15 protein-coding genes are annotated in these 17,247 nt (G+C 74.5%); 12 read left to right on the forward strand and 3 right to left on the reverse strand.

The genetic code is table 11. The features are described 5' to 3' along the window. Positions 1-215: 215 nt before the first annotated feature. Genes ACJ6WD_RS31470 through ACJ6WD_RS31490 form a run of 5 tightly spaced genes read left to right on the forward strand, consistent with a single transcriptional unit; the run spans position 216 to position 7,822 of the window. Positions 216-1,502 carry a phenylacetate--CoA ligase family protein gene (locus ACJ6WD_RS31470; RefSeq protein WP_233659096.1) on the forward strand — a complete coding sequence of 429 codons (1,287 nt, stop codon included), beginning with the start codon at positions 216-218 and terminating at the stop codon, positions 1,500-1,502. Continuing rightward, a complete protein-coding gene (locus ACJ6WD_RS31475; protein ID WP_233659097.1) occupies positions 1,499-2,845 on the forward strand; it encodes an MFS transporter in 1,347 nt (448 codons plus the stop codon). The genes ACJ6WD_RS31470 and ACJ6WD_RS31475 overlap by 4 nt, the downstream gene beginning before the upstream one ends. Next, positions 2,842-4,047 (forward strand): GNAT family N-acetyltransferase, encoded by a 1,206-nt coding sequence (locus tag ACJ6WD_RS31480; protein ID WP_233659098.1) that lies wholly within the window; start codon positions 2,842-2,844, stop codon positions 4,045-4,047. The genes ACJ6WD_RS31475 and ACJ6WD_RS31480 overlap by 4 nt, the downstream gene beginning before the upstream one ends. After that, positions 4,044-5,207, forward strand: a complete 1,164-nt coding sequence (locus ACJ6WD_RS31485; RefSeq protein ID WP_407617025.1) for an acyl-protein synthase — start codon at positions 4,044-4,046, stop codon at positions 5,205-5,207. Before ACJ6WD_RS31480 ends, ACJ6WD_RS31485 begins: the two co-directional genes overlap by 4 nt. Beyond that, positions 5,207-7,822 carry an acyl-CoA reductase gene (locus ACJ6WD_RS31490; protein WP_407617026.1) on the forward strand — a complete coding sequence of 872 codons (2,616 nt, stop codon included), beginning with the start codon at positions 5,207-5,209 and terminating at the stop codon, positions 7,820-7,822. Before ACJ6WD_RS31485 ends, ACJ6WD_RS31490 begins: the two co-directional genes overlap by 1 nt. Positions 7,823-7,835: 13 nt before the next feature. Here ACJ6WD_RS31490 and ACJ6WD_RS31495 read toward each other — a convergent pair whose 3' ends face one another. After that, positions 7,836-9,284, reverse strand: a complete 1,449-nt coding sequence (locus ACJ6WD_RS31495; RefSeq protein WP_407617027.1) for a glycosyltransferase 87 family protein — start codon at positions 9,282-9,284, stop codon at positions 7,836-7,838. Positions 9,285-9,397: 113 nt separating this feature from the next. On the opposite strand from ACJ6WD_RS31495, the gene ACJ6WD_RS31500 reads away from it, so the two are divergent. After that, a complete protein-coding gene (locus ACJ6WD_RS31500) occupies positions 9,398-10,552 on the forward strand; it encodes a molybdopterin-dependent oxidoreductase (RefSeq protein WP_407617028.1) in 1,155 nt (384 codons plus the stop codon). Then, positions 10,549-10,983, forward strand: coding sequence for a hypothetical protein (locus ACJ6WD_RS31505; RefSeq protein ID WP_331249499.1), 435 nt, complete (start codon positions 10,549-10,551; stop codon positions 10,981-10,983). The genes ACJ6WD_RS31500 and ACJ6WD_RS31505 overlap by 4 nt, the downstream gene beginning before the upstream one ends. Here ACJ6WD_RS31505 and ACJ6WD_RS31510 read toward each other — a convergent pair. Continuing rightward, positions 10,965-11,780 carry a class I SAM-dependent methyltransferase gene (locus ACJ6WD_RS31510; RefSeq protein ID WP_331249498.1) on the reverse strand — a complete coding sequence of 272 codons (816 nt, stop codon included), beginning with the start codon at positions 11,778-11,780 and terminating at the stop codon, positions 10,965-10,967. The genes ACJ6WD_RS31505 and ACJ6WD_RS31510 overlap by 19 nt on opposite strands. Before the next feature lie 112 nt (positions 11,781-11,892). On the opposite strand from ACJ6WD_RS31510, the gene ACJ6WD_RS31515 reads away from it, so the two are divergent. Then, positions 11,893-12,603 (forward strand): response regulator transcription factor, encoded by a 711-nt coding sequence (locus ACJ6WD_RS31515; protein WP_233659104.1) that lies wholly within the window; start codon positions 11,893-11,895, stop codon positions 12,601-12,603. Positions 12,604-12,605: 2 nt separating this feature from the next. After that, positions 12,606-13,718 carry a sensor histidine kinase KdpD gene (locus tag ACJ6WD_RS31520; RefSeq protein WP_233659248.1) on the forward strand — a complete coding sequence of 371 codons (1,113 nt, stop codon included), beginning with the start codon at positions 12,606-12,608 and terminating at the stop codon, positions 13,716-13,718. 46 nt (positions 13,719-13,764) lie between these two features. Here the strand turns inward: ACJ6WD_RS31520 and ACJ6WD_RS31525 are convergent, their stop codons facing one another. Beyond that, positions 13,765-14,634, reverse strand: coding sequence for a S1 family peptidase (locus ACJ6WD_RS31525; protein ID WP_407617029.1), 870 nt, complete (start codon positions 14,632-14,634; stop codon positions 13,765-13,767). Between the two features lie 244 nt (positions 14,635-14,878). Between ACJ6WD_RS31525 and ACJ6WD_RS31530 the strand changes: the two genes are divergently transcribed. The 3 genes from ACJ6WD_RS31530 (at position 14,879) to ACJ6WD_RS31540 (ending at position 17,242) form a co-directional block, all read left to right on the forward strand. Beyond that, positions 14,879-15,466, forward strand: a complete 588-nt coding sequence (locus tag ACJ6WD_RS31530; protein WP_376556976.1) for a TetR/AcrR family transcriptional regulator — start codon at positions 14,879-14,881, stop codon at positions 15,464-15,466. A gap of 62 nt (positions 15,467-15,528) precedes the next feature. Beyond that, complete coding sequence (locus ACJ6WD_RS31535) at positions 15,529-16,743, forward strand: GDSL-type esterase/lipase family protein (RefSeq protein ID WP_233659249.1); 1,215 nt, start codon at positions 15,529-15,531, stop codon at positions 16,741-16,743. Between the two features lie 151 nt (positions 16,744-16,894). Beyond that, positions 16,895-17,242 carry a DUF1330 domain-containing protein gene (locus ACJ6WD_RS31540; RefSeq protein ID WP_233659107.1) on the forward strand — a complete coding sequence of 116 codons (348 nt, stop codon included), beginning with the start codon at positions 16,895-16,897 and terminating at the stop codon, positions 17,240-17,242. Positions 17,243-17,247: the final 5 nt, after the last annotated feature.

Consider the following 17,247-nt stretch of genomic DNA (forward strand, 5'->3'; position numbering starts at 1 on the left):
AGCGATTGGCAAAAAATCTCCTACGGGTCGGCCACGGGTGATTCGGCACTTCGGACATGACATAGCATCAGTGCGCCAAGTAGCCAGTCCAGAAATCCGTGCGGAAGCGTCCCTGACCGGGATTGCCCGTACCCGCTGCGACTGTCCCCACACCATGAGCTGGTGCCGCACACCCCGCGGTACCGGTTCCTCTGAATGCGAAAAACAGGAATGCAATGCCCGTTCAACAATTAACGGACCTCATACGCTTCGTGCGTCACAACTCACCCTTCTATCGGGAGCTCTACGCCGACCTCCCGGACCGGGTGACGGAGCTGACGGACTTGCCGGTCGTCCCGCACGACGCATTCTGGCGCGCCAACACACCGCGCGACAACGGCCTTTTGACCGGACCGCTCGACGAGGCGGTGGTTTTCAAGAGCGGCGGCACCACCGGCGCGCCGAAGTTCTCCGTCTATACCCGTGAAGAATGGCGGGAATTCACCGAGGCGTTCGGTGGCGGACTTGTCGAAGCCGGCCTCCGCCCCGGCCACCGGGTCGCCGACCTCTTCTACGCCGGTGAGCTCTACGCCAGCTTCACCTTCATCCTGGACGCCCTCCACCGGGCCCCCGTCGCCAACGTCCGGCTGCCGATCGGCGGCGGCGCACCGTTCGCCTCGACCGTGCACACGCTGGCGGAATTCGACGTCGACGTCATCGCCGGCACCACGACGACGCTCTGCGGCCTCGCCGACCACCTCGTGCGCGAGGACCGCCAACTCCCCGACGTGCGGCTGCTGTTCTTCGGCGGCGAGGGCCTGTTCGAGGACCAGCGGCCGCTGCTCCGCCAGGCGTTCCCGCATGCCGAGGCCCGTTCCATCGGCTACGCCGGCGTCGACTCCGGACTGCTCGGACAGGCCGTCCCGGGGGCCGACCCCCGCGTCCACCGCGCGTTCACGCCGCACACCGTCGTGGAGATCCTCGACGAGCACACCGGCGAGCCCATCACCCGCGACGGCGTCGCCGGCCGCATCGTCGTGACGGACCTGCGCCGACGGCTGATGCCGATCCTCCGCTACCCCGTGGGCGACCGCGCGGAGTGGACCGACGCCGCGGCCGGACACTTCCGCATCCTCGGCCGGGCCGAGGAGGGCGTGCGCATCGGCGCGGTGTCCCTCTACACCCAGGACGTGCACGACCTGGTGCGCGCCGCCGACCCCACCGGCCAGGTGCTCGGCACCCAACTGGTGGTGCGCCGCTGGGACGGGCGGGACGGACTCGTGCTGCGGCTGGCCGTCGCCGGCGACCCGGCCACCGGTGACGACGGGGACGCCCGCGACCTCGGACACCTCGCCGCCGCCATCGCCAAGGAGATCCTCGCGGCCCGCCCGATGTACGCCGCGGAGGTCGACGCCGCACGCATCCATCCGCTGGCCGTGGAGTGGGTGCGGCACGACGAACTGGTCGTCAACGCCCGGACCGGCAAGCTGATGCGGGTCATCGACGAACGGCCGCACTCATGAGCGCGACCCCGACCCCGACCCTGACCCCGCGCCGGCTGCCGGTGGTCCTGCGCAACCGGGCCTTCGGCGCCGTCTGGGTCGCCCAGGTCCTCACCCAGGCCGCCGGCCGGATGTTCCAGGTCGGCGTGGTGTGGTGGCTGGTGGGCCATGCCGTCGACGGCGCCGGCGACCGGGGTCTCGCCTCGGGGGTGTTCCTCGCGGTGAGCACGCTGCCCGCGGTGGCGCTCGCCCCCCTGGTGGCCTCCGTCATCGCCCGCTGCCCGCACCGCACGGTGCTGGGTTCGGCCGCCGCCGTGGCGGGCCTGGTCGCCGCCGCCGTCGCCGGTTGGACGCAACTCGGTTCGCCGCCCATGGCGGTCGCCTACGGGGCCGCACTGCTGCTGGCGGGCTGCCAGGCCCTGTTCGACCCCTGCCTGACCACCTCCGTCCCGGAACTGGTCGACGACGCCGACATCGAGGCCGCCACCGGCTTCGAACTCGCCACCCAATCCCTCGCCGGTCTGGCCGGCGGGCTCCTCGGACCGCTGGTGGTGGACGCCTGGGCGCTGACCGGCATCGTCTCCGGCTGCGCCGGGGCCTACCTCGTCGCCGCCGCCCTGGTGGCCGTGACCCGCTTCCCGCGCGCCACCACGGCGCCGGACGGCGCCGCACCGGGCGAGACCGCACCACCGCGCCGGACGCTCCGTCAGATCCTGGCGGACCACCCGTTCATCCGGCGGGTACTGCTCTGCTTCGCCGCGGTCAACGTCTTCTCCACCGCTCTCTACGTTGTCATGCCCCTGTACACGCGGGCGGTGCTGCACGCCCATGGTTCCACCGCGGCCGCCCTGGAAACCGCACTCGGCATCGGCGCCCTGCTCGGCTCGTTCACCGGAGCGCGACTGCCGGGCTCGGCCACCACCGTCGGCGGGGCCTGCCTGGCACTGCTGGCCGTGGCCCTCGGCACGCCCGGCCTGCTCGCCGACCGGTCCGTGGCCGTGGCCGCCCTGATCGTCGCCGGCTGGTGCGTGGGGGCGATCGGCGTGCGGTTCGTCGCGCTCTTCCAACGCCTGGTCCCGGCCGCCGACAAGCCCGGCTTCTTCGCCGTGATGCAGGCCCTGCTCGGCGCGACGTTCCCGCTGTCCTCCCTCGTCTTCGGCGCGCTCGGCGACCACCTGTCACCGCAGACCCTGTGCCTGCTCCAGGCCGTCGGAGTGCTCCCGCTCGCCGCGGCGCTGTGGTCGATCGGGCGCCGCGCGGACGCCCCCGCGGAGGCTGTCGACCGCGCCGCCCCGGCCACGTCCGGGACGCCCGACGCCCCGGTCGCGACCGCCGCCGGCGCCGCGCTGGAGGAGGCCCGATGAACACCACCCTCCGCCCCGCCGCACCCCAGGACATCGCCGAACTGCGGCAGTTGTACTTCGAGGTGTACGGACACGGCTACCCGGTGGCCCTCGGCAGCGACCCGACCGAGATGCACCGCCTGATCACCGACCCGCACAGCCACTGGCTCACGGCCCGCCGCACCGACACCGGTGAACTGGCCGGCTCCGTGGTGGTGCAGACCGACCCGGGCAACCGGGTCGGCAAACTCGTCGGCCTAGCCGTCCATCCGCGCCAGCGCCAGTGCGGCCTGGCCGGCCGACTGACCGAGGCGGTCACCGCCGACGCGCTCGCCACCGGCACCCTCGACTCCATCCACACCACCGTCCGCATGGTCACCCAGGCCCCGCAACGCGTCGTCGCCCGCAACGGGTACCGGCCGTTGGGCCTGCTGCCCAACGCCGCCGACGTCTCCGGCTGCGAGACCCTGGCACTCTTCGCCTGCTACGCCGAGGGCGTCCTCGAACGCCGGGAGCGGGTGACCGTCGTGCCCCGGGCCGTCATGCCCCTGCTGGACGCGGCCGAGGCGAGCATCGGCATCCCCTGCGCCGCGGTCCTGCCCGCGGACGCCACGGACCTCGACGCGTCCCCGCCGCTCCCGGGCGGCGGCGCGCGCACCCCGGCCCCGGGCGCACTCCTGACCGCTCCCGCCCGCCCCACCACCCGCACGCCCATCGAGGTGATCAACGCACCCGGCTTCGTCCGCCGGCGCTTCCGCGAGCTGTTCCCCGACCCCGCGGGCGCCTACTCGCCGCTGCGCACCCCGAACACGGTGCTGACCACGCCGGACGGCGCGTTCGAGATCTACGCCGACCTCGACCTGGCGGCCAGCAGCTGCGCCCTGGTCGCGGTGCACCCCTACCCGGCGGCCGCCGCCCGGGCCCTCGACTCCCTGATGACCGCGCTCACCCGGGCCGGCGCCGACTACGTCGAGACGCTGGTGCCCCTGGCCGACACCGCCGGGCTGCACGCCTTCCTGGCCGCCGGCTTCGTCCCCAGCGCCAGCTATCCGGCCATGCGCCGGGTCGGCGACCGCTTTCACGACTACGTCGTGCTCTCCCGCACCGACCGGCAGATCGACTTCCGCACCACGGCCGTCAGCCCGCTGGTCCAGCCGTACCTGAACGCCTACCTGACCACGTGGGCGTCGACCTACCTGCCCCACCACGAGGTTGTCCTGTGAACCCGCATCTCGCCCCCGTCGACGTCCCCGACCCGACGGCCCTCGCCAGCGTCCAACGCCTCTGCGACCTCCCGTCGCCCTACACCACCGGGCCCGAGGTCGACGCCCTGTTCGCCGACGCGATGGCCGAATCGCACGCCTGGCACGCCGACCGCTCCCCGCTGTACCGGGCCCTCCTCGACGACGCCCCGGAGACCCCGGCCCCCACCGTCGGCGCACGGACCCGCACCCCGCTCCTGCACGCCAACTTCTTCAAGCGCCACGAGGTGCTCTCCGTCCCGCGCGACGAGGTCTTCCTGCACCTCACCTCGTCCGGCACCACCGGCCAGAAGTCCCAGATGTTCTACGACCGGTGGACCATCCGCGCCGCCCAGCGCATGGTGGCCCGCATCTTCGACCACTACGGCTGGATCACCCCCGACCAGCCCGTCAACTACCTCCTCTACAGCTACGAACCCGCCCCCGAGGTGCGCCTGGGCACCTCCTTCACCGACAACTACCTCTGCGACTTCGCGCCCGCCCGGCACACCACCCACGCCCTGCGGCACACCGGCACCGGCCACGCCTTCGACGTGCACGGCTGCATCGACGCCCTCCGGCGCTACGCCGAGGACGGAGCGCCGGTCCGGATCCTGGGCTTCCCGGCCTTCCTGCACTTCACCCTGGAACGGATGCGCACCGCCGGCATCCCGCCCCTGCAACTGCCGCCGGACTCCCTGGTGCTGCTCGGCGGCGGCTGGAAGGGCCACGCCGACCGGCAGATCGCCAAGGAGGAGTTCCACGACGCGGTGACCCGACAGCTCGGCATCCCGCCGGAGCGGATCCGGGACACCTACGGCTCGGTCGAGCACTGCGTGCCGTACGTCGAGTGCACCCACCACCGCCTGCACGTGCCCGTCTGGTCCCGGGCCGCGGTCCGCGACACCCGCACCCTGCAACCCCTGTCGTACGGCAGCCCCGGCTACCTCCACCTGGTGTCCCCGTACATCACCTCCGTCCCGGCGCAGAGCGTCGTGATGGGCGACCTGGCCTCGCTGCACCCCGGGGACGCGTGCCCCTGCTCCCTGGACACCCCGTGGTTCACGATCCTCGGCCGCGCCGGGGTGAGCCGCAACCGCAGCTGCGCGGTGGCCGCCGCCGAACTTCTGAAGGGCATGTGATGACGACCGAACGCCACTACTGGCAGGGCGAGTTCATCGACGACGCCGAGGCGGCCGAACGCCTCGCCACCCTGCCGGACCTGGTCGCCCGCACCCTGGCGGAGCCGCTGTCCACCGAAACGGTCCTGCTCGCCTGCGACGCCGTCAGCCGCGCCCTGCAACAGCCGCACGGCGACCTGCACGCCCGCCTCCTCGCCCACCTGACCGACCCCGGCGGCGCCGCGCCGACCGACCCCGAGGAGGCCGCCGCCACCCTCGCCGAGATCGCGGACGCCCTCGCCCGCCCCGCCCTGGAGCGCAAGCTCCGGCGCGAACTCGGCGGACCGCGCCCGGAACGCCTCACCCGCCCCGACGCCCGCGAGACCACCTACGAGGCGTGGGCCCCGGTGGGCCTGCTCGTCCACATCGCCCCCGGCAACGCGGCGGCGGTCGCGTCGCTGAGCGTCGTGGAGGGCCTTCTCGCGGGCAACGTGAACGTCCTCAAGACCAGCAGCGGCGACACCGCACTCGCCCCGCACCTGCTCGCCGCACTCGCCGCCGCCGACCCCACCGGGGCCCTCGCCCGCCGGATCGTCGCCCTGCGCTTCCCCTCCAGCCGCCAGGACCTGATGCGGCTGATGTGCGCGCCCGCCGACGCGGTCGCCGTATGGGGCGGCGAGGACGCCGTGCAAGGGGCCGCGGCCCTCGTCCCGCCCGGCTGCCGGCTCGTCGAATGGGGCCACAAGATCTCGTTCGCCTACCTGACCCGCGACGCCCGGACCGACCGGGCCGCCCTCACCGAGCTCGCCGCCGACGTCTGCCGCGCCGAGCAGCAGGCGTGCTCCAGCCCGCAGGTCGTCTACCTGGACGCCGAGCCGGGCGACGACACCGCCACCGCGGCCACCACCCGCGACGAACTCTTCGCCTTCGCCGAGCAGTTCGCCGCGGTGCTGGCCGAGGTCTCCGCGAAGGTCCCCGGCCCGAGCAGCGACCCCGACGGCGCGGACGCCGCGGACGGCGCCGACCTGGCCCACGCGGCCGAGCGGGCCGAGGTCACCACCACCGAACTGGTCGCCCGGGCCGAGCAGCACCTCGGCCTGACCAAGGTGATCACCGCCGACGACGGGAGCTGGCGGGTCTTCGCCGACACCCGCCCGGCGCTCACCGCGTCCCCGCTGCACCGCACCGTCTGGATCAAACCCCTGCCCCGCCGCGACGTCGTCGCCACCCTGCGCCCCATGCGCCGCTACCTCCAGACCGCCGCGGTGGCCGGCACCCCCGCCGACGTCGCCCAGCTCTCCCGCACCCTCCTCACCGCCGGCGTCCAGCGGATCACCCCGCTCGGCTCGATGCTCGACGGCTACCACGGCGAACCCCACGACGGCGTCTACGCCCTCCAGCGCTACAGCCGCCGGGTCAGCGTCCGCGCCCCGCACGCCGCGTTCGCCACCACCCCCTGCCTGGACGAACTGATCGCCCCCGCCGCCCCGCCGCCGGCACCCACCGGCCCGCTGATGGACAAGGCGGCGGCCCAGGCCCAACTGGCCACCCTGGCACCGGAACACGCCCAGCTGTACTTCCGCAGCGGAGGGACCACCGGCGCCCCGGCCCTGTCCGTCTTCACCTGCGACGACTACGACACGCAGATGCGCGCCTCGGCGCACGGCCTGCTCGCCGCGGGCTTCGACCCGGCCCACGACCGTGCCGCCAACCTCTTCTACTGCGGCGGCATGTACGGCAGCTTCATCAGTTTCTTCTCCATCCTCGAACGCCTGGGCGCCACCCAGATCCCGATGGCCGCCGGCCCCGACCACGAGGCGATAGCCCAGGCCCTCGTCACGTACCGGGTGGACACCCTCTTCGGCATGCCGTCGTACCTGTGGCAGCTCTTCCACACCCAGGGCGAGCGCCTGCGCGCCTACGGCGGCATCCGCAAGGTGTTCTACGGCGGCGAGCACTTCACCGGTGAACAGCGCCGCATCCTCACCGAGACCTTCGGCGTGCAGGTCATCCGCTCCGCCGCCTACGGCAGCACCGACCTGGGCCCGCTCGGCTACCAGTGCGGCCACGCGCGGGGCACCGAACACCACGTCCTGACCGACCTCCACACGCTGGAGATCCTCGACCCGCAGGAGGACCGCCCCGTTCCCGCCGGCCAGCCGGGACGCCTGGTCTTCACCACCCGCACCCGGGCGGGCCAGCGCCTGGAGCGCTATCAGATCGGCGACCTGGGCCGGGCCGTCGCCGGAGTGTGCCCCTGCGGCAGCCACACCCCGCGCATCGAACTCCTCGGCCGGTACGGCGAGGTGTTCCGCATGGGCACCTACCACTTCAACTACCGCCGCTTCACCCAGGTCGCCGAGGAACACCTCGGGTACCGCGGCGAACTACAGCTCCTCCTGACCAACGAGGCCGGCCGCGAACACCTCACGGTCCGCCTCGACGCCCACTACGCACCCGACCCGGCCGCCGCCCGCGCGGCCCTCCTGACCCACATCCCCGAACTCGGCTCGGCGGCCGGCCCGGAAGCCCTCCTGACCCTCACCGTCGAAACCGCCCCCACCCTCGCCTTCGAACGCACCCCCACCAGCGGCAAGCTCCGCACCGTCATCGACCGCCGCACGCCGACCTCCTGAGCGAGGGGCACCGTCAGCGCGGGGGTCGTGCCGTCCTGGCACGGCCCCCGCGCACCCGCATTGCCAGGGGCGCACCCGCACCGAACGGCCGCCGCGGGCTCCCCGGCGCCGCCCGGCGCCGCACCAGCCAACCCACCCCCACGCCCGCCGCCGCCACGGCGTAGGCCGTCGTCGCCACCGCACCGTGGGCCGGGAAGGCCCGCGCCGTGACGTACGCGACGGTGCCCGCGGCGGCCACCGCGAGCCATTCCCAGCGACCGTCCAGCGCGACCAGGGCGATCAGCAGCAGGGCGTACCAGGAGTAGCCGGGCGTGAGGAGCAGGAAGGCGGCGCCGGTCACCAACAGGGCGCCGCACCACGGGCGTTCGGGGGAGCCGCGCCATAGGACGCCGCCGCACAGCAGGATCAGGACGACCACCAGCACCGGCAGCGCCCAGGCGTCCGGCAGCAGCAGCCGCAGCAGCGCGTACCGGCTGCCGGCGGACGCGTCGCGGTAGCCCTCCTCGTTGAGGTAGCCGCTGAGGTAGCCGAGGACGGAGTCGTGCGAGGCGAGCAGGTAGGGGAGGTAGCAGAGCGCGAGCACGGCGGCGGCGGGCAGCAGCACCGCGGCCGCGTCGCGGGGGCGGCGCACGCCGGACAGCGCGCCCGGCAGGACGACGGCCGGCACGAGCTTGGCGGCGACCGCGGCACCGAGCAGCGCGCCGCCCCGCGCCCGCCGCACCGCCACCGCCCCCAGCCCCGCCACGGTGAACAGCACGCCCAACACGTCGACGTGGGCGTTGTTGACGGCCTCGACGGGGACGGCCGGGCACCAGGCCCAGTAGGCCGCGGTCCGGGGGTCCCCACGACGGCGCAGGACCAGCAGCAGGGCGCCGGTGACGGCGACGGACAGCACCGCTCCACCGATCTGCAGCGGCTTGAGGCGGGCGCCGTCGGGGGACAGCAGCCGCACGCCGTAGAAGTAGGACTCGGCGAGCGGCGGGTAAATGGTGTGCACGGCGGGCCGGTTGAGCCGGGTGCAGTGCGGCGTGGCGGCGGGGGACGCCAGGCGCGCCCGGTCCGGGCCCGCACAGGCGGCGCCGGTGGGGAACAGCCAGGCGTCGCGGAGCGGAGCGAGCTCCGGGGCGGCCGGCACGTAGTCGTAGGGCGAGGTCCCGGATGCCTGGACCCGGCCGTCCCAGGCGTACCGGTAGGCGTCGGTGCTGGTGCGCGGCGGTGCGACGAGGCCGGTGACGGCCACGAGCGCCGACCCGGCGAGGATCAGGGCCACCGCCCGGCGCACCGGTGCCCGCCGCACCGCCCAGGCGGCGGCCGCGAACAGCGCCCAGCAGAGCGCGTACCGCCAGGACAACCCGCCGGGATCGCGGCGATAGCCGTCGAACTCGACCGTCCACACCAGGGCGACGGCGAGGGCGGTGGTCAAGACGGCGGCGAGCGGCAGGCGAAGGCGCGGTTCGATCACGCCAGCAGCCTCGCAGCGGACCGCGGCCGTGCCGAGGGCGCAGGGCCCGCCGTCCCGGTTTCGTAAGGAGTTCCACGGCCCCGAACGGCCCGGCGCGCGGTGTGATGGGAACCATGCAACCGTCACCGCGCCGGCCGCCGCGCCGGCTGCCGTCCCTGCCCGCCCGCACCTCCGCGCTCCACGACGCCCGGACCGCGACGGTGGTGGGCCGCTGGCTGGGCCTGGCCGTCGCACTGTGCTTCGGCACCGGTCTGGTCAGTCACCTCCTCCAACACCCCCCGGACTGGCTGCGCGACCACCTGCCCAGCCGGCCCGCCTGGGGCTACCGGCTCACCCAGGGACTGCACGTCGCCTGCGGCATCGCCGCGCTCCCGTTGCTGCTCGCCAAGTTGTGGACCGTGTACCCGAAGCTGTTCGTGTGGCCGCCGGTGCGGTCCGTGCGGCACGGCCTGGAACGGCTGTCGGTGGCGGTGCTGGTGGCGAGCGGCGTCTTCGAGGTGCTGAGCGGCCTGCTGAACGTCGTGCAGTGGTATCCGTGGCCGTTCCCCTTCGTGCCGGTCCACTTCGCCGTCGGCTGGCTCCTGGCCGGTGCGGTGGTGCTGCACCTCGCCGTCAAGTGGCCGCAGATCAGCGACCATTGGAGCCGGCACGCGCCGGGCACGCGCCGGCTGCCGGCCGCGCACGGACCGGACCGGCGCGCACTGCTGGCGGGACTGGGAGCGGCGGTCGGCGCCGTCACGCTCACCACCGTCGGCCAGTCCGTCACCCCGCTCGGGAAACTGGACCTGCTCGCGCCCCGCCACCCCGGCCACGGACCGCAGGGGCTCCCGGTCAACCGCACGGCGCGAGCGGCCGGCATCACCGCGGTCGGCCCTGACTGGCGGCTGACCGTCACCGGCCCACGGCCGTACGAACTGAGCCTGGCCGCCCTGCGGGCCCTGCCCCAGCACGAGGTGGAACTACCGCTGGCCTGCGTGGAGGGGTGGAGCGTCGCGGCCCGATGGACGGGCGTCCGGGTCCGCGACCTCCTCCGGGCGGCCGGCGCCCATCCGGCCGCCCGGGTCCGCGTGGTCTCGATGGAGCGGTCCGGTGCCTACCGGGTCACGGAGATGGGCGCCACCTACGTCGCCGATCCGCTGACGCTGCTGGCGCTCCGCCTCAACGGCCAGGAGCTCTCCTTGGACCACGGCCACCCCGCCCGCCTGATCGCACCCAACCGCCCCGGGGTCCTCCAGACCAAGTGGGTCACGCGCCTGGAGGTCCGGTGACGACGGCACGGATGCGGTACGCCGCGGGATTCCTGGGCGTGACCGGAATGGCCGTGGGCCTGCTCCTGGTCTGGGGCACGGGGTGGGCGGGCCACGTGGTGCTCTGGTTGGCCGGGGCACTGCTCCTGCACGACGGGCTGCTCGCGCCGCTGGTGTGCGGGGCCGGATGGCTGCTGCCCGGCCCGACGGGGCGCGGCGGCCCGGTGCGGGGCGTGCTGCGCGGTGCGCTGATCGTGGCGGGCGCCCTGACCGCAGTGGCCCTGCCGGCCCTGCTGAGGCCCGGGGCCCCCGCCAACTCCTCCGTCCTGCCGCTGGATTACCCGCGCGGCTGGCTGGTCTCGGTGCTGGCCGTCACGGCCGGGGCGGGCGCGCTCGCCGGTGTGCGACTGCTCGCGCGGTGGCGGCGCAGGGCTCAGCCCCGGCGCAGCTGAACGAACCGGCGGCCGCCCACCCGCCACTGCTCGACCGCCCTCCAGCCGGCCCGCCCGCCGTGGGCCAGCAGCGCGCGGGTGCCGAGCCGGGCCCACGGGAACGGCGTGCCGTGCCCGCCGCGGCCGTCGTCCACCCGGACCACGACCCGCTCGTCGAGTTCCGTCCCGGCCGTCTCCACGAGCACCGTGCCGTCCGGCGCCGCGAGTTCGCGGGCCCGTGCCAGGAGGGCGGCCGGGTCGCCCCCGATGCCGATGTTGCCGTCGATGAGGAGCAGCGTCGCCCACCGGCCCGTACCGGGCAGCGGGTCGAAGACCGAACGGCACAGGGCGGCACCGCCCTCCCGCACCGCTCGTTCCACGGCGTGCCGGCTGACGTCGATGCCGAGCACCGGATGCCCCCGCGCGGCGAGGGCGGCCACCAGCCTGCCCGGTCCGCAGCCGACGTCCAGGACCCCGCCCCGGCAGCGGGCGAGCACCGTGGCGTCGGCCTCGTCGGGCGGCGCGCACCAGCGCTCCACCTCCAGCGGCAGCAGCCAGCCGTCGCCGCGCCGCAGGAACAGCGGCCCGCGGCCGGTGCGCAGCGCGGCGGCGTAGGGGTCGGCATGCCACTCCCGGGCTCCGGCCCCGACCGCGGGCGCGGCAGGTTCCGCGCGCGCCGCCCCTCGGCGGTCCACCGGCGCGCGCAGCACCCCGCCGGACGCGTCCAGGAGGGCGGCGCGGCCCGGGTCGGCGGTCTGCCGCGGGGTGGAGGGCGGGCCGGACGCGTCCACCGCGCACTGTTCCATCGAGTCGTTCACGGCCCTCACGCTACGAACCGCGACGCGCCCCGTGGGGCTGGCGGACCTTACGAAACGCGGACGTCGACGTCGTGCCGGCCGCCGCGCCCCGCCGGGGTGGGAGGCTGGACGCATGAAGAACGTGCTGGTCGTGGATGACGACCCCACCGTCTCCGAGGTCCTGGCCGGCTATCTGGAACGCGCCGGCTTCGCCGTGCGCCGGGCCGCCGACGGCCCCGCCGCGCTCACCTCGGCCCGCGCCCACCGACCCGACCTGGTGGTCCTCGACCTGATGCTGCCCGGCATGGACGGCCTGACCGTCTGCCGGGAACTGCGGTCGCACGGCCCGCTGCCGGTGATCATGCTGACCGCCCGCAGCGACGAGGAGGACCGCATCCTCGGGTTGGAGGTGGGCGCCGACGACTACGTGACCAAACCGTTCAGCCCACGGGAGCTGGTGTTGCGGGTGACCTCCGTGCTCCGCCGTGCCGGTACGGCCGGCACGCCGGGGCCCGTACTGCGCGCCGCCGGGCTCGACGTCGACCCGGCGGCCCGCCGCGCCCTGCACCACGGCCGCGAACTGGCCCTCACCCTGCGCGAGTTCGACCTGCTCTGCTACTTCCTGCGCCACCCCGGCCAGGTCTGCGGCCGAGAACGCCTGATGCAGGAGGTGTGGGGGTGGGAATTCGGGGACCTGTCGACCGTCACCGTCCACGTGCGCCGCCTGCGCGCCAAGATCGAGGACGACCCGGCCCGCCCGCGCCTGATCCAGACCGTCTGGGGCGTGGGCTACCGCTTCGACGCCCGGCCCGAAGGCGCCAGCCACCCCGACGAGAGGCCGTGACCGTGCGGGACGTGCTGCTCATCGCCCTGTACGCGTCCGCCGGCGCGGCCGGCGCCGGACTCCTGGGCGCCGGCGTCCTGCACCTGCTGCGCCGCCGTTCGATCGCCGTGTCCCTGACGGTGGTCGCGGCCGTCGCGGTCGGCGCGATGCTGGCCGGAACCCTCGCGGTCGCCTGGGCGATGTTCCTCTCCTCGCACGACCTGGCCGTGGTCACCACCGTGGTCGCGGTGGCCACCGTGGTCTCCCTGGCCACCGCGCTCGCCCTGGGGCGTCGGGTCGTGTTCGACTCCCGCGCACTGGCCCGGGCCGCCCACGACTTCGGCGAGGGCGGCACCTTCGTGCCGCCCACCCGCCCCGCTGCCGCCGAACTCACCACGCTCAGCGCGGAGTTGACCGCGACCAGTGCCCGCCTGGCGGCCTCCCGGGACCGCGAACGGGCCCTGGAGGAGTCCCGCCGCGAACTCGTCGCCTGGATCTCGCACGACCTGCGCACCCCGCTCGCCGGCCTGCGCGCCATGTCCGAAGCCCTGGAGGACGGCGTGGCGGACGACCCCGCCCGTTACCACCGCCAGATCCGCACCGAGGTCGACCGCCTCAACACCATGGTCGGCGACCTCTTCGAACTCTCCCGCATCCACGCCGGGGTACTGGCCCTGGCCCCGTCCCGGGTGTCGGTCTACGACCTGGTGGACGACGCGCTGGCCGGCGTCGGCCCCCTGGCCCGGGAACACCGGGTGCGCCTGGTGGGCGACCGGGTCGAAGCCGTCCCGGTCGAGGTCGACAGCAAGGAGATGACCCGTGCGCTGGCCAACCTCCTGATGAACGCGATCCGCCACACCCCGGCCGACGGCACCGTGGCGCTGGCCGCGGAACGCCGCGCCGACACCGTCGTGCTGTCCGTCACCGACGGCTGCGGCGGCATCCCCGAGACCGATCTGCCCAGGGTCTTCGACACCGGCTGGCGCGGCACGACGGCCCGGACGCCACCGGCCGGCGCCGGCCTGGGCCTGGCCATCGTCCGCGGCATCGTCGAGGCCCACGCGGGACGGGCCGCCGTCCACAACGTCGCCGGCGGCTGCCGCTTCGAGGTCACCCTCCCCGCCGCACGCACCTGACCCGCCGCGCCGCGACCGCGCGGGCGCCGCCCGGCCCGCCCCCGCGTCAGCCGAGTGCCCCGACGAGCGCGGGGACGTCGGCGAACGCGGCGTCGGCCGGCTGGCCGCAGACCTTGCCCGCCGTCTCCCCGGCGAAGCTGAACACCCCGACGAGTTCGGGTCCGCGCCGTCCCCAGGTGACCAGGGGACTGCCGCTGTCCCCGAAGCACATCGTGGTGCGGCCGTCGGTCAGGTCGCGGGCGCAGAAGACCGATGCCGCGTCGACGACCGCCGGGGTCTGCGCGGCGCATCGGGCGTGCGTGCGTACGGTGAGGTCGCCGCGGCGCAGCACGTCGCCGCGGATGTCGGTGCCGGGCCGGTCCGGGTCGGGCGCGGCCGTGGTGCCGTGGCTGAACAGCGACACCGGGGTGCCGGGGGCCGGCCGGCGCGCGGCGAGGGGGAGCGGTCGGACGCCGGGCACCGGGGCGTCGAGCCGGATCTCGGCCAGGTCGTAGGCGGCCGAGGACAGCTCCGGGGCGTGCGGATCGACCGGTGACGGCAGGAGTGCGTAGCGCGGGTGCGGGGTGACCGCGCGGATGGCGCGCACGGTGCCCGGGTCCCGGGAGAGCACCGCGGAGCCGATGTGCACCTCCGCCGTGCGGAAGTCCGCGCCGTCGAGGCAGTGGGCCGCGGTGAGCACCCGGTCCGGGGCGATGAGCGCCCCGCCGCACGAGGCGCGTTCCACAAGCGGGCCGTCGCCCTTGACTGCCAGCGTCGCCAACCACGGCGCCGCGCCGCGCCGTGGCACGGGGGTGCCGCCCGACATCGCCTGCGCGGGGCCGACGGTGCCCAGGACCGCGGCCCGGGTCCGCCGGTCCCGCCGCGCCGACGGCCGACGGCCCGCCGGGCCCTTCGCGCGCACCACTTCGCCGCTCATGTCGCTCCGTCCTCGTCCCGTGCGGATCGCTCGCTGTCGAACGTCCGGAACCGAACGTAGCGGCGGGAGGCGGTGGGCGTCGTCAGACCGCGGTCGCGTGCGGCGTCAGCCTGCGGGCGTACCGGACCCTGACGCTCCTCAGGGGCGGAGCCGTCCGACCGCCTCATCCATTCGGCAGTTGCCTAAAAGCTTTAGGCATGCGCATAATCGATTCAGGTACACGAGGAACGAACAAAGGGTGGTCATGGCGGCACGGGTAGGACTGACCGCGGAACGCCTGACCAGGGCGGGCGCTGAGCTGGCCGACGAGGTCGGCTTCGCGCAGGTGACCGTCTCCGAGCTGGCCAGGCGGTTCGACGTCAAGGTCGCGAGCCTGTACTCGCACGTGAAGAACTCCCACGACCTCAAGACCCGGATCAGCCTGCTCGCCCTGGCGGAGCTCGCCGACCTGGCCGCGGAGGCCCTGGCCGGCCGCGCGGGCAAGGACGCCCTGGCCGCCTTCGCCGACGTCTACCGCGACTACGCCCGGCAACACCCCGGCCGCTACGCCGCCACCCAGTTCCCACTCGACCCGGAGACGGCCGCCGCCAGCGCCGGCGTCCGGCACGCCCAGATGACACGGGCGATCCTGCGCGGCTACGACCTGCCGGAACCGGAGCAGACCCACGCCGTGCGCATGCTGGGCAGCGTCTTCCACGGCTACGTGAGCCTGGAACTGGCCGGCGGTTTCAGTCACAGTGCTCCCGACAGCGAGGAGACGTGGTCGCGCGTCGTGGACGCCCTCGACGCCCTCCTGCGCAACTGGCCCACGCCCGGACCGCCGCGACCGTGACGACCGCAGTCGACGGCGCCCGCCCGCACGGCAACCCCCACCCCGACGAACAGGTTGAGGCGATGACCACCCACCCCCACTGGATCACCACCCCCCTCACCGACGACATCGTGCGCGGCGCACTGGAGTTGGAGCGCACCGAACGCGGCGTGCTCCCGCACCGTCTGCCCGCCCGGGCCCGTGCCCAGTGCGACGACGGCCTACTCGCCATGGCCGAATCCCAACCCTCCGGCGTCCGACTGGTCTTCCGCACCCGGGCCACCGCCATCGAACTGGACACGCTCCCCACCAAGCGGGTCTACGTGGGTGCGCCCACCCGCCCCGACGGCCGCTACGACCTGCTCGTCGACGGCCGTCCGGCCGGCCAGTCCAGCGTGCCCGGCGGCAACACCCTGACCATCGACATGATCAAGCAGACCGCCGAGCACGCGTCCGGCCCGTCCGGAACCGCGCGCTTCACCGAACTGCCCGACCGCGTCAAGGACGTCGAGCTCTGGCTGCCGTACGACGAGACCACCGAACTCCTCGCCCTGCGCACCGACGCGCCCGTCGAGCCGGTGCCGGACCGGGGCCGCAAGGTGTGGCTGCACCACGGCAGTTCGATCAGCCACGGCACCGACGCGGCCAGCCCCACCACCATCTGGCCCGCACTCGCCGCCGCCCGCGGCGACGTGGAACTCATCAACCTGGGCTTCGGCGGCAGCGCCCTGCTCGACCCGTTCGTCGCCCGCGCGCTGCGGGACACCCCCGCGGACCTCGTGAGCATCAAGATCGGCATCAATCTGGTCAACGCCGACCTGATGCGGCTGCGCGCCTTCGCCCCCGCCGTCCACGGCTTCCTCGACACCGTCCGCGAAGGCCACCCCACCGCACCGCTGCTCGTCATCTCGCCCATCCTGTGCCCCATCCACGAGGACACCCCCGGGCCCAGCTTCCCGGACCTCAGCGCACTGGGGGAGGGACGCCTGCGCTTCACGGCCACCGGCGACCCGGCGGAGCGCGCGAGCGGCAAGCTGACCCTCAACGCCATCCGGGACGAACTCGCCCGGATCGTTCGACAGCGGGCCGCCGACGACCCCCACCTGCACTACCTCGACGGCCGCGAACTCTACGGCCACGCCGACCACGCCGAACTCCCACTGCCCGACGCACTCCACCCGGACGCCGCCACCCACCGCCGCATGGGCGAACGCTTCGCGGAACGGGCCTTCGCCCCCGACGGCCCGTTCGCCACCGGGGCACCCGCCCCCCGTTCCGCCGCCGAACCGGCCGCCTGACCCGGGAGCCCCGGGAGCCCCCGGGGGCTCCCGGGGCTCCGGGGGCGCACCGCCCGCGGGCCCCGGACGCTTACCTCCGACGTCATCGCCCCGCAGGCGTCCCGCGTGCCACGATCACCGGCGTACGAGCAGGAACGACCGGAAGGCCACCATGACCGCCTACGCCATAGCGCACCTCCAAGACGCCGCCCCGCACCCGGAGATCGCCGAGTACATCGAACGGATCGCCGGCACCTTCGAGCCGTTCGGCGGTCGCTTCCTGGTGCACGCGACGCAACACGAGGTGAAGGAGGGGAAGTGGCCCGGGCACGTCGTGGTGATCGGCTTCCCCGGGATCGACCAGGCGCGGGCCTGGTGGGACTCGCCCGCGTACCAGGAGATCGCCCCGCTGCGCGCGCGGCACATCGAGGGCGACATCCTCCTGGTCGAGGGCGTCCCCGTCGGCTACGACCCGACGTCCACGGCCCGCGCGATGCGGGACGCCCTGCCCGCCGACTGACCGCC

It is taken from the genome of Streptomyces sp. VTCC 41912, assembly GCF_045799175.1.
Classification (GTDB): domain Bacteria; phylum Actinomycetota; class Actinomycetes; order Streptomycetales; family Streptomycetaceae; genus Streptomyces; species Streptomyces albulus_C.